Consider the following 12,884-nt stretch of genomic DNA (forward strand, 5'->3'; position numbering starts at 1 on the left):
TGTGAACGGGGTTCGGTACAACTGATCGCTCAGCTAACGACTGAGGGCGCGCAAGATCCGGATGAGCTCCACCGTGGGCAGCTGGCACAGCTGCGCCATGTTCTCCAGGGCGGGCAGGTCGAGGTGCACGTCGGGTGAGGCACCTGGCGGCAGCGCGTGCAGCCGTCCGGCCGCCCACCGTTTGAGTGGCAGGATCCGCGGGTTGTCGGTGGCGGCGATCGAGGTGAGGCTCAGCGTCAGGTGGCCGGCGGGGGTGTCGCCGAAGAAGCGTTCGTGCACGCGGGCGAGGACCTCGTGCGCCGGAACGTCGAGGGCGTGACAGATCTCCACGAGACGCACGACGGAACACTGCCGCGTGCCGAGCTCGTAGGTCGCCAGCGTCTGCAGCGAGATCTCCGTCTGCAGCCGCTTGTTGAGCTCCTTGCGGGTCCATCCGCGCTGCTTGCGAAGGCTGCGGATCTCATCACCGAGCACGCGCTGGTACGCCACTGTGTCGATTTGGCCGTTCGCAGTTTGCACCCTGGTCCTCCACCCCGTGAGCGGGTCTCACGGTGATGGAAGGCGCCAGTGCTTCGTCGCTTACGCAACTTACTGGGAGAATCCCCCGAACGGGCTATACATCTCTACTCTGAGTATCAGTTTACGCAGCGCACGCCGTCTGCGGAGATGGGCGGAGGGGCCGCGGGGTCAGCCGGTTGCTGACGCGCACCGTCCAGGGCGAGTACTCCGGATCCGGTGAAACCCTGCGCGCCGGGACCCGAGTAGTCCGCTCCGAGGAAGACGCGGGCGGCCCCGGCGGGCACGTTCACGTCCTCTTCGATCTTCAGGCCGCCGAGCGCCTCCTGGACCGCGTTCGCGCCCGCCTCGCCGCCCTTGCCGTAGCGGACGACGGACTTCGCCAAGGCCTCGGCGTTGCCCGCCTGGCCCTCCTTGAAGCCCTTCGCGACGAGCGACTGGAGCACCTTGCCCGCGAGGCCGGGCTGACCGGAGGCGTTGCGGACGTCGACGGTCACTGCGGACTTGTCGAACTTGGGGTCCGCCGGGTTCGACGTCGCCGGGGCCTTGCCGAGGTTCTTCACGAACGTGCGCACCTCGGACTCGGTCACCTCGACCGCCGAGCCGTCCTCCGGCGTCTGGAGGTCCGGGTTGCCGGTCGGGATCGTCTGGAACGTCATGTTGCCGCCCGTCATGTCCTTCATCTGGAGGGCGAACTTGGTGATGTCCCAGCCGTCGTCGAGCACGATCGCGCCGCTGACGGCCTTGATCATGTCGCTGCGCTTGGTGCTGTCGGTGAGCACGCCCGCGGACAGCATCTTCTTCGCGAGGCCCGCCATGAAGACCTGCTGGCGCACGACGCGGTCGAGGTCGCCCATCGGCAGGCCGTGCCGCTGGCGGACGAACGCGAGCGCGTTCTTGCCCTCGATGGTCTGCTGGCCGGCGGGGAAGTTCGCGCCGGAGAAGCTGTCGCGGACCTTGTTGTTGAGACAGACGTCGATGCCGCCGACGGCCTTGGTGATGTCGTAGAAGCCGACCAGGTTGACCTCGGCGTAGTGGTCGATCGTCGCGCCGGTCAGGGTCTGGATGGTCTCGATGAGGTTCTTCGCGCCGGCCTTGCGCGACTCCATCTCGATCTCGGGTGCGCCCTTGCCGCTGCCCTGGAGCTTCTCGGCGGCTTGACCCTTGGCGTAACCGTAGGCAGAGTTGATCTTGTGTCGCCCGAACCCGCCCGCGATCTTCACGTAGGAGTCGCGCGGGAACGACACGGCGTAGGCCTTGCCGCTGTCGTTCGGGATGTGCAGCAGGATCAGCGTGTCGGTGTTGAACCCGCCGTCGTCGCTGCCGCCCGCCTGGAGCTCGTTGAGGATGTTCTGCGGCAGCGGGTTGCCCTTGGAGTCGGTGCGGCTGTCCATGCCGACCAGCAGGATGTCGATGGCGCCGTCGGCGGGCTTCTCGCCCGCGTCGGCGAGGTTCAGATCCTGTTTGGTCAGACCGTCGGTCAGCGCCGTCAGGTTCTGCCACGCGATGCCGGTGACCAGCAGGATCGTCGCGGACAGCATGCTGAGGAAGATCTTGGCGCCGGTGGACGCGCCGCGCTGGGCCGTGCTCGGCCTGCGGGCGGCGGCGGGCCTGGGCCTCGGCCGGGGCGCCGGAGCGGCGGTCTTGGCCTTCGCGGGGGTGGTGCGGACCGTCGGGCGGTCGGCGACCGGACGCGGGCGCGGGGCCGACGACGAGGCCCGGCCCGGCTCACGGGAGCGCGGGGGCTCGCGGCGCGGGGGTTCGGCGCGACTGGCCGACTCCCGGCGGGGCGGTTCGGCGCGGCTGGCCGGCTCCCGGCGCGGAGGTTCGCGGCGGGGCGGTTCGGTGCGGCTCACCGGCTCGCGGCGCGGCGGCTCGGAGCGTTTCGGGGGCTCGGAGCGCTTCGGGGGTTCGACCCGGCCCGGCTGCCTGCGCGGGGGCTCTGAGCTGCGCGGCGGCACCGGGGGACGGCGGGGCTGACCCGCCTGGGGACGCGGGGTGGCAGAGGGTCGCCTGGGATTCCCGTTCGGGTCTCCCGGCCGCGGCGGCCGGTTGTCCACACCCACTCCTCTCAGCACATTCGGGTACACCAAGTAGACGTGCGGGGCCGCCACTCGGTTGTGCACAGGGTGACACAGTGGCGCAGACCACCCGATCAAGGCCCCCTGACCAGCGGTTTTGCCTGCTTCGTAGACTCGTCGCCGTGTTGACGATGCAGGACGCGCTGCTCGCGCTGACCAAGTACTGGACCGACCGAGGCTGCATCGTGGTGCAGCCGTTCAACACCGAGGTCGGGGCGGGAACGCTGAACCCGGCCACCGTGCTGCGGGTGCTGGGTCCCGAGCCGTGGCGCGTCGCCTACGTGGAGCCGTCCGTGCGGCCCGACGACGCCCGCTACGGCGAGAACCCGAACCGGCTGCAGACCCACACCCAGTTCCAGGTGATCCTCAAGCCCGACCCGGGCGACCCGCAGGAGCTCTACCTCGGTTCGCTGGAGGCGCTGGGCATCGACGTGCGCGGGCACGACGTCCGGTTCGTCGAGGACAACTGGGCATCGCCGGCACTCGGCGCCTGGGGCCTCGGCTGGGAGGTCTGGCTCGACGGCCTGGAGATCACCCAGTTCACCTACTTCCAGCAGGCCGGCGGCATGACGCTCGACCCGGTGTCGGTGGAGATCACCTACGGCATCGAGCGGATCATGATGGCGCTGCAGGGCGTCGACCACTTCAAGAAGATCGCCTACGCGCCCGGCATCTCCTACGGCGAGGCGTTCGGCCAGGCCGAGTACGAGATGTCGCGGTACTACCTCGACGACGCGGACGTGGAGGCGAACAAGCGCCTCTTCGAGGAGTTCGCGGCCGAGGCCCGGCGCATGCTCGACGCCCGCCTGCCCGTTCCGGCGCACAGCTTCGTGCTGAAGTGCTCGCACATCTTCAACGTGCTGGACGCGCGCGGGTCGATCTCCACGACCGAGCGCGCCCGTGCGTTCGGCCGGATGCGCGGCCTGGCGCGGGAAGTCGCTGCCTTGTGGGCCGAGCGTCGTGCCGAGCTCGGGCATCCGCTTGGTGTGGCTGAACTTCCCGGGGTCGTGGCCGCGCCTTCGTCCTTTGAGGACGTTGCGGCGCCGGCGACCCTGCTGTTCGAGATCGGTACCGAGGAACTGCCGCCGGCCGAGGTGCTGCGGACCGTGGACGCGGTGCGTGCGGCTGTTGGTTCCAAGCTGGACGCCACTCGGTTGACGCACGGCGCGGTGACCGTGCACGGCACGCCGCGCCGGATCGTCGTGCTGGTGCCCGCTGTTTCCCCGCGCGAGCCGGATGCCGAACGCACTGTTCGCGGTCCGCGCGTTTCCGCCGCGTTCGATGCGGATGGGAACCCGACCAAGGCCGTGCAGGGCTTCGCTCGTGGCCAGGGCGTTGAGGTTTCATCGCTGGGGCGTGTGGTCGAGAACGACGTCGAGTTCGTGGCGTTGACGAAGACCGATGCCGGTCGTGGCGCTGTCGAGGTGCTGAGCGGCCTCCTGGCGGAGGTCGTCGCGGACCTGCGGTCCGAGAAGAACATGAAGTGGAACGACCCGAAGCTGTCGTTCACCCGGCCGATCCGCTGGCTGCTCGCGTTGCTGGGGGAGACGCCGGTGCCGGTCGCGGTGTCGTCGCTGGCCTCCGGGACGGTGACTCGGGTGCACCGGACTGCCGCGGAGCCGGTGATCTCGGTGTCCCAAGCGGACGGTTACCTGGAGTTCCTCGAGTCGCACGGCATTCAGGTCGATGCCGCTGCTCGTTCTGCCGCGATCGTGTCGGCCGCGCAGGAACTGGCGGCGTCGGTCGGCGGTGTCGTGGAAGTCGACGGGTTGCTGGACGAGGTCACGAACCTGGTCGAGTGGCCTACGCCGATCCTCGGTTCGTTCGAGGAGCGGTACCTGGAGCTGCCTGGTCAGATCCTCACGACCGTGATGCGCAAGCACCAGCGCTACCTGCCGGTGCGGTCGGCTGATGGCACGCTGTTGCCGCACTTCGTGGCTGTGGCCAACGGTTCCGTTGACGCCGACCTGGTGCGCGCGGGCAACGAGGCCGTGCTGCGGGCGCGGTACGAGGACGCGGCGTTCTTCTGGCGCGCGGACCTCAAGACGCCGTTGGAGGAGATGAAGTCCGGACTCGCGAAGCTCACGTTCGCGGACAAGCTCGGTTCGATGGCTGATCGGGCCGGCCGCATCGCTTCGCTCGCCGGTCGGTTCGCTTCGGTGGTCGACGTCGACCGCGAGACGTTGGATCGTGCCGGCGCGCTGGCCAAGTTCGACCTCGGCTCGCAGATGGTGATCGAGCTATCGTCGTTGGCCGGTGTGATGGCTCGGGAGTACGCGGTGCGGGCGGGGGAGACGTCCGAGGTCGCGGTGGCGTTGTGGGAGATGGAACTTCCCCGGTCGGCCGGTGACGCGCTGCCGTCGTCGGTGCCCGGGGCGTTGCTGTCGCTGGCGGACCGCTTCGACCTGCTGGCCGGGTTGTTCGGGATCGGTGCCCAGCCGACCGGTTCGTCCGACCCGTTCGGGCTGCGGCGGGCGGCTCTTGGCGCGGTTACCGTGCTGCGGGCGTTCCCGGACCTGCGCGCGATCACGCTGCCGGTGGCGCTTTCCCTTGCCGCCGAGGGGCTTGAGGTGTCCGCCGAGGCGTTGGAGACCGCGCGCGAGTTCGCGGTCCGGCGTTATGAGCAGGCGCTGCTCGATGCTGGGCATGAGCACCGGTTCGTGCAGGCGGTGCTGCCGTTGGCCGACTCGCCGGTGCTGGCCGACGAGACGCTGGCGCAGCTGGAGTCGTTGGCGGGCAACGAGTCCTTTGACGCGTTGGCTGCGGCGTTGCAGCGGGTGCGGCGGATCGTGCCTGCGGCTGTTGAGGGGTCCTACGACGCCTCGGTGCTGTCGGAGCCTGCGGAAGTGGCGCTGCACAAGGCGTTCGACGGGGTTTCGCGGGATGTTGTCGGGTTGGCGGCGTTCTTTGGCGCTGCCGAAGGGCTTACCGCACCGATCAACACGTTCTTCGACGAGGTGCTCGTGATGGCCGAGGACGAGAAGGTGAAGGCTGCGCGGCTTGGGCTGCTGGCGTCGATCCGTGATTTTGCGGCGCCGGTGCTGGACTGGACCCAGCTGTAGGTCGGGTTGCGTCGCGTTCCTGCGGGGTGGGTCGCGTTTTGTTGGCGGCTCACCCCGCGAGGGTGCTCTCGCGGGTCGTGACGAAGTGCGGGGTTGCGATTGGGGCTCACCGCTACCCGGCGCCCTGGGTTCAGACGGCTCGCTTCGCATCGCCACGCCAGTCCTCGTACGTGGTTGCTTTGCGAGGGCGGGCGCCGGGTGGCACCGCGCCGGGGCGGGTTGCGAGGGCCCGTTCCTGTTCCCGCGGGTGCCCTGCGGCTACTTGATTTCGAAGCTCTGGCCGTAGACCTTCCACTTCAGCGGGGTGTTCAGGTCCAGGTTGCCTGCTTTGAGCCACACGCGTTGTGCCGTGTCGACGCGGCTCGTGTTCTCGTGTGCGGGCTCCTGCTTCATGGTCCACACGCGGGCGTCCATGAAGGCGTTGAGCCACGTGGTCTCGTTGCCGCCTTGCGACGGGGGCTTTGCCTTGGCCAGTGCGCGTTTGCGGATGCCGGAGAAGTCCAGGTTGCCCCAGCCGTCGCCGTGCATGACGATCGCGTCGTAGTACGCGAACTGGCCGAGTGCGCGCACGCCGTCCGCCTTGGCTTGGCGTACTGCCGGGTTGAAGTAGACGCGGTCGCGTTCGGACTCCTGGGCCGCCTTGAAGACGGAGTCCTTGGCCGCGGTCTTCCAGTCCTTGGTGTAGTTGGGATCCAGGCCCGCGTGGGAGTCGGTGCCGTTCACCCTGCGCAGCGCGGGGAGGTACTTCTCCAGCACGTTGCCGGGTTTGCGCTGCTTGTAGAGCTCGACGAGGTCGAGCATGTCGCCGGTGCCGCTGCAGAAGCCGATGATGCCGGCGGTGTAGCCGCGGCCGTCGTCGATGTCCTCGATGTAGCCGAACTGGGCCTTCCAGTTCGTGGACGAGTTCTCTGCGCTGGACACGATCTGCATCGCGATGTCCTTCATGCGCGGGTCGTTCAGGTCTGCCGCTTGGGCTGTGCCCGTGGTCGCGGTGGCGAGCGCGACGCACATCAGAACTGCGGCCAGCGTGCGGCCTGGGATCTTCACGCGTTCCTCCCGGGGTGTCCCGGGCGGCGGTCCGGCAACGGTAAGGGGTTCGGACCTTCGTCGGCAAGAGTGTTCATTCGATTACGAACTTGTTGTCACACATGAGAAAGAGGGGCGTCCCTGCTGGGGCGCCCCTCTTTCTCATGTGTGAAACGGCGGAGCTAGTTGATCGTGAAGCTGTCGCCGTAGACCTTCCACTTCAGTGGCGTCTTCAGGTCGAAGTTGCCGGCCTTCAGCCACACGCGCTGCGCGGTCTCGATGCGGGAGACGTCCTCGTGGGCCGCTTCCTGCTTCATGGCCCACACGCGGGCGTCCATGAAGGCGTTGAGCCACGTGGTCTCGTTGCCACCCTGCGACGGGGGCTTCGCCTTGCCGAGCGCGCGCTTGCGGATGTTGCTGAAGCTGGTCTTGTCGCCGCCGTCGCCGTGCACGACGATCGCGTCGTAGTAGGCGAACTGGCCCAGGGCGCGCACGCCGTCGGCCTTGCCCTGCTTCACCGCCGGGTTGAAGTAGACGCGGTCGCGTTCGGACTCCTGGGCCGCCTTGAAGACGGAGTCCTTGGCCGCGGTCTTCCAGTCCCTGGTGTAGTTGGGGTCCAGGCCAGAGTGGGACTCGGTGCCGTTCACCCTGCGCAGCGCGGGAAGGTACTTCTCCAGCACGTTGCCGGGCTTCTTCGTCTTGTACAGCTCGACGAGGTCGAGCATGTCGCCGGTGCCGCTGCAGAAACCGATGATGCCCGCGGTGTAGCCGCGGCCGTCGTCGATGTCCTCGATGTAGCCGAACTGGGCCTTCCAGTCCGTGGACGAGTTCTCCGCGCTGGACACGATCTGCATCGCGATGTCCTTGAGGCGCGGTTCGTCGAGGTTGGCCGCAGAGGCGGTGCCAACCGTCGTGGTGAAGAGAGCGGCGCACGTCAGCAGCGCAGCCGCGATACGGCCAGTGATTTTCACGAATTTCCCTCCGGGGCAGGGATGTCGGGGTCCCGGGCGGCGTGGGAGCAACGGTAAGGGGTCCATACCTTTATTGGCAAGAGCCTTTACTAATTCGCGAAACGGACATTCGCCGCCAGTCGGCGCATTCCGGCGGAAACGCTTGCCTCGCAAACGTTTCCGCCGGAAGGTCGGGTCACCCGATCTCGTAGGCGTCCCCGTAGACGTGCCACTGGAGGGGGCGTTCGAGGTTGAGCTTGCCCTCGTTGAGGAACCGGCGCTGCGCCGTGTCGACCCTGCTGGTGTCCTCGTGCGCGGGCTCCTGCTTCATCGTCCACACCCGTGCGTCGAGGAACGCGTGCAGCCACTGCACCTCGTCGCCGCCCTGGGCCGGCGGGCGCGCGCCGGTGTTGAGCGCGCGCTGGCGGATGCTGGAGAAGTCCAGGTCACCCCAGCCGTCGCCGTGCATCACGATCGCGTCGTAGTAGGCGAACTGACCGAGCGCCTGCACGCCGTCCTGCTTCGCGCGGTTGACCGCCGGGTCGAAGTAGACGCGGTCGCGTTCGTGCTCCTGTGCGCCCTGGAACGTGCCGTCCTGGGCCGCCGACTGCCAGTCTCCCTGGAAGTTCGGGTCCAGGCCGTCGTGCGACGGCGTGCCGTTCACCCGTTCCAACGCGGGCAGGTACTTCTCCAGGGCGTTGCCCGGCTTCCAGTCGCGGTAGAGGCGGACGAGGTCGAGCATGTCGCCGGTGCCGCTGCAGAAGCCGATGATGCCGGCGGTGTAGCCGCGGCCGTCGTCGATGTCCTGGATGTAGCCGAACTGTGCGCGCCAGTCCAAAGAGGAGTTCTCCGCGCTGGACACCAGCTGCATCGCGATGTCCTTGAGCTGCGGGTCGTTCAGGTCCGCCGCCTGGGCGGTGCCGGGCGTGACGAGGGCCGCCGCGCAGAGAACCGTTGCCGCGAGCCGTGTAAACGTCTTCATGCCGCTCCGTTCCACAGTGGAATCGGCGGCGACGATGGAGCGACCGTAGCGTGGGAGCGCGCGCACGACAAGGGCCGGCTCACCCTGTCGGGCGAGCCGGCCTCCTGGAGTCAGCCAGTTTCAGCTGCGCACTTGACGTCGTTCGGACGTTGTCCGCCGAGCAGGTACTCGGTCACCTTGTCGTTGGCGCACTTGTTCTTGCCGATCAGGTAGGCACCGTGCCCGCCCTGGTCGACGGTGATCATCGCGGCCCTGTCGCCGAACGCGCGGCGCGTCGACTGGGCGCCGACCAGCGGCGTCGCGGGGTCGCGCTCGTTCTGCACCAGCAGCACGTTGCGCGGGCCTCGTTCGGACGGCAGGACCTGCCTCTCCACCGGCTTCGGCCAGAAAGCGCACGGCTGGATGCTCGCGGCGGCCGCGCCGAACATCGGGTGGCGGATGCGGTCGATCTCCACGTTGCGCTCGTACGTGCGTACCGACGACGGCCAGGCCGAGTCGCCGCACATCACGTTCAGGCGGCCCGCCAGCAGGGCCTGGACGCGGGGGGTCTCCGGGAACTCCTGCGGCGGCTGCGGCTGGCCGGTGTCGTAGGCCTTCCAGGAGGCGGCGAGGCCCGAGAAGGCCGCGTCGCCGGTGACGTAGAGGGCGAAGAAGGTTCCGAAGCGGAACAGCCTGCCGTCGGTGCCCTCCACCGACGGCTTCTTGTCGAGCCGTGCGGCCAGGTCGAAGAACTTGGCGCGCACCTGCTGTGGCGTCGTGCCCAGGTTGTACTCGGGGTGCGCCGCCGCCCACTTGGCGAAGTCGGGGAACGTGTCCTCGACGCCGCGGCCCATCAGCCGGCCGCCTTCGACGTCCCAGCCGCCCTTCGGCAGGTTGCTGTCGATCACGACGCGATCGGAGGTCTTCGGGAACAGGGTGGCGTACACCGAACCCAGGTACGAGCCGTAGGAGTACCCGAGGAAGGAGGCCTTCTTCTCGCCCAGCGCCGCACGGACCGAGTCCAGGTCACGCGCGATGTTCGCGGTCGTGTTGTAAGGCAGTTCGCCGGCCGAGGACGACCTGAGGCACTGCTCGGCGATCTTCTTGACCTCGTCGGCGCGCTGGCGCACCTCGGCGGAGTTGTTGGCGTACGGAGGCACGCTGCCGTCCGCCATCTGCTCCTCGGTCATGTCACATGTGGACGGTGAGCTGTAGCCAAGGCCTCGCGGGTCCATGCCGATCACGTCGTACGCGTCCAGCACGCTCTGCGGCATGCCCAGCGCCTTCAGGTAGAACGGGAACGTCAGGCCCTCGGCCGGACCACCAGGGTTGGTCAGCAGGATCCCCTTGCGCTTCTCCGGGCTCTTGCTGGCCAGTCGCGAGATCGTCACCTCGGTCCGGCGACCCTCTGGTTTGCGGTAGTCGAGCGGCAGCTGGAGCTTTCCGCATTCCAGACCGGGAAGCGCCACGTCGGTGGGACAGGCGACCCACTGCACCTCGGGCTTCGGCGCGGCGGCGGCCGACACCCCCGGCGCCGCCACCAGCCCTGCGGCGGCGGTCACGACCGCGGCCAGAGACAACGTTTTTCGCATTAGCAAATACCTCCCCGACGGCGCGCCCGTCCGGCGCGCCAGAACTGATGAGTGTCAGCCCCTCATGCGGACGAGAACGTCCAGCTGGGCTTTGTTGTAGAGCTCGACCAGCACCTTGATGACCGTGCGCTTCGCGTGCTCCACACCGCGCGGCGCGTCGCTGTACAGGCCTGCCGCGTCCGGGAACGCGGCGCGTATCTCGGCCATGTACGGCATGGCGCGCATGCGTTCGGCGAGGCTCTGCCGGGTCTGCTCGTCCGCGTCCTCGGGCAGCGCGTCGAACTCCACCACCGCGGGATCTTTCGAGTAGTCCTTCAGCGTCTCGGCGTACCTGGCCAGCGTTTCCGGCGAGAGCAGCTGTGCCAGCACGACGGTGAACGAGCGGTCCTGCGGTGACAGGTTCGCCTCCGCGATCATCGCCGCCACGTCGGGAGGCAGATCGGTCGGCGCCTCCTGGCGCAGGATCAACGCCAGGTCGGTGCGGATCCGTTGCAGCCGTTCGATCGTCGCGGCCAGTTCCGCGTCGAGCTCGCGCAACGCATCGCCGGGATGTTCGTCCTCGTCACCGAGGTTCGCGATCTGCGTGAGCGACAGGCCGAGATCGGTGAGCCGCTTGATCCTCATCACCCGCACCAGATGGGGCACGCCGTAGCGCTTGTAGCCGTTGGCACGGCGTTCGGGCTCGGCGAGCAGGCCCACCTCGTGGTAGTGCCGGATCGTGCGCACCGTCGTGCCGGCGAGATCGGCCAGCTGGCTGGTGCTCCACCCCACGACGTCTCCCTCTTCGTCCGGCCCTGACACGACCCAGTTGAAACTATGCCGCTACGGCACGGTCAAGGCAGGGCGGATCTTTCAGACGAAGGTGGCGGGGAGAGTCCACTTTCGTCGCAAGCGAAAGGCCCCCGTCAAGAACCCGGGGGCCTTTCGTTGTCCTACAAGGACTTACAGGAACTGACCACCGCGGGTGACGGCGCCGTAGGCGTCCACGATGCCGTGACCGTAGAAGCCGTTGAACTTCGAGTCACCTTCACAGGTGGCGTCGAACTCCGGCGAGCGGCCCACGTTGACGTACGAGACAGTGCGCGGGTTCGGGCAGGCGCGCTGCGTCGCGGTCTTGTAGAGCACCTTCTCGACCTTGTCGGGGTCGAGGGTCAGACCGGGGTTCTTCTTGTCCTTCTTGCCGTACTGGCTGACGATCAGCGCGGCGACACCAGCGGCGTGCGGGGCGGCCATCGAGGTGCCCTGCAGGAACTGGTAGTAGCCGACCTTGTCGCCCTGCGCGGCCTTCTTCACACCCGCGGCCAGACCGGCCTCGGTGATGTTGCCGGCCTCGTCGATCGCGCCTTCGGCGAGAGCGACGTTGCGCGGGTAGGTCGACAGGATCAGGTTCTCGTTGGTGCGGTACCACGGCGTGCCGAGGCCGTCGCGGAAGTAACCACCGGGAGCCGAGATCGCCGTCTGCTCAACGCCGTAGTTCGAGTAGTCGGCCTTGGAGGTCGACGGGCCGAGAGACGACACCGAGATGACGTGGTTGCCCTCGGTCGGCAGGTTCAGGCAGGTCGCGTTGTCGACCGGACGCGGACGGTTGTGACCCGGCGGGTAGTTCGGGCTCACGGTGTCCTGGCGCGGCTTGCCCAGGTCCTCGTGGTTGTTGCCACCGGCACCGATCAGCGTGACACCCTTGCGGTGCGCGTAGTTCAGCGCGCGCTGCACGGTCGCGATGATCGTGCGCTGCTCCAGCTGCTCCTCGGCCGAGGCCGTGGGGTCGTTGGCGCAGTTCATGTACCAGGGGTCGACGTAGAACGACATGTTGATGACGTCCAGGCCGATGTCGGCGCCGTAGGTCAGGGCGTCGACGACGGGCGTCAGGAAGAACGACCCCGCGTCCTGGCCGCCGCGGATGTTGACCAGCGACACGTTCGGCGCGACACCGGAGATGCCGAAACCGTTGGCAGCGGCGCCGATGGTGCCGGCGACGTGCGTGCCGTGGCCGCCGTCGTCCCAGTTGGCCGGGTCGACGCAACCGCGGAACTCACACGGGCCGTCGAACACGCCACCGTCGGAGTCGTTCGGGATGTCGACGGTGAAGTTGCGCGAGAGCTCGTTGTTGAAGTTCGGCGCGATGTCCGGGTGGGAACCGTCCACACCGGTGTCGAGAATGCCGACGTACACGCGCTTGTCGCCGGCCTGCTTGGCCCGCGCGATGTTGGAGCGAACGAGGTTCAGGCCCCACAGGTCGCCGTCGAGCGGGTCCATGCCCGCCGTCGACTTCGACGGAGCAGGAGCCTTGTTCGCCTGCTCGGTCTTGTTCTCCTTCTCGACGTTCTCCCGCTTGACCTTCTCGGCCTTCGCCGCGGGCGCGTGCCCGATCGGCTTGGTCCGAGCGGCGCCGACGATCGCGCTCGAAGCGGAAACCTTCTCCGCGAAGCCGTTCGCGGGCGCCTTGACCGTCAGCAGGCCGACGGCGTCGTTGCTCCGCACGACCTCGCCGCCCGCCGCTTCCACGGCGTCGATCGCGAAGTCGCGGTTTCCGGGTTCTTCCAGAAGGACGGTGTACTCCGTGGTCGGCCCTGTGGTGGCCGGCGCGGCCCCCGCAGCCGAAGTGCCCGCGGCGATCAGCGACACCGTTGCCGCCACCGCCATCACGGTTCTGCGCGTTCTCACCTAGCTGTCTCCTCACACCCGGTCAGGGCTGG

10 protein-coding genes are annotated in these 12,884 nt (G+C 68.2%); 2 read left to right on the forward strand and 8 right to left on the reverse strand.

The window, feature by feature from the left end:
• Window positions 1–33: 33 nt before the first annotated feature.
• Window positions 34–498, reverse strand: coding sequence for a helix-turn-helix domain-containing protein (locus BM417_RS24570; RefSeq protein WP_093599353.1), 465 nt, complete (start codon window positions 496–498; stop codon window positions 34–36).
• A 137-nt stretch (window positions 499–635) separates the two neighbouring features.
• Window positions 636–2,057 (reverse strand): LCP family protein, encoded by a 1,422-nt coding sequence (locus tag BM417_RS24575; protein WP_093598777.1) that lies wholly within the window; start codon window positions 2,055–2,057, stop codon window positions 636–638.
• On the opposite strand from BM417_RS24575, the gene BM417_RS24580 reads away from it, so the two are divergent.
• On the forward strand, window positions 2,056–2,496 hold the full coding sequence (locus tag BM417_RS24580) for a hypothetical protein (protein WP_093598780.1): 441 nt from the start codon (window positions 2,056–2,058) through the stop codon (window positions 2,494–2,496). The two genes, BM417_RS24575 and BM417_RS24580, sit on opposite strands and share 2 nt — an antisense overlap.
• A 232-nt stretch (window positions 2,497–2,728) precedes the next feature.
• Complete coding sequence (locus BM417_RS24585) at window positions 2,729–5,659, forward strand: glycine--tRNA ligase (protein ID WP_093599356.1); 2,931 nt, start codon at window positions 2,729–2,731, stop codon at window positions 5,657–5,659.
• 258 nt (window positions 5,660–5,917) lie between these two features.
• On the opposite strand, the gene BM417_RS24590 is transcribed toward BM417_RS24585, so the two are convergent.
• The 6 genes from BM417_RS24590 to BM417_RS24615 all read right to left on the reverse strand — a co-directional run bounded on the left by BM417_RS24590 (window position 5,918) and on the right by BM417_RS24615 (window position 12,831).
• Complete coding sequence (locus BM417_RS24590) at window positions 5,918–6,670, reverse strand: chitosanase (protein ID WP_093599359.1); 753 nt, start codon at window positions 6,668–6,670, stop codon at window positions 5,918–5,920.
• 197 nt (window positions 6,671–6,867) lie between these two features.
• On the reverse strand, window positions 6,868–7,656 hold the full coding sequence (locus BM417_RS24595) for a chitosanase (protein WP_407656172.1): 789 nt from the start codon (window positions 7,654–7,656) through the stop codon (window positions 6,868–6,870).
• Between the two features lie 175 nt (window positions 7,657–7,831).
• Window positions 7,832–8,617, reverse strand: coding sequence for a chitosanase (locus BM417_RS24600; RefSeq protein ID WP_093599362.1), 786 nt, complete (start codon window positions 8,615–8,617; stop codon window positions 7,832–7,834).
• Between the two features lie 110 nt (window positions 8,618–8,727).
• Entirely contained in the window at window positions 8,728–10,188 is a 1,461-nt protein-coding gene (locus BM417_RS24605) for an alpha/beta hydrolase (RefSeq protein ID WP_093598786.1), read from the reverse strand.
• 54 nt (window positions 10,189–10,242) lie between these two features.
• A complete protein-coding gene (locus BM417_RS24610) occupies window positions 10,243–10,959 on the reverse strand; it encodes a MerR family transcriptional regulator (RefSeq protein ID WP_093598788.1) in 717 nt (238 codons plus the stop codon).
• A 171-nt stretch (window positions 10,960–11,130) separates the two neighbouring features.
• The gene (locus BM417_RS24615; protein WP_093598791.1) at window positions 11,131–12,831 is read right to left on the reverse strand and encodes a S8 family serine peptidase; all 1,701 of its coding nucleotides are present in this window, start codon (window positions 12,829–12,831) and stop codon (window positions 11,131–11,133) included.
• Between the last annotated feature and the right edge of the window lie 53 nt (window positions 12,832–12,884).

Origin of the sequence: Lentzea waywayandensis (genome assembly GCF_900115955.1) — a bacterium.
GTDB classification, from domain to species: domain Bacteria; phylum Actinomycetota; class Actinomycetes; order Mycobacteriales; family Pseudonocardiaceae; genus Lentzea; species Lentzea waywayandensis.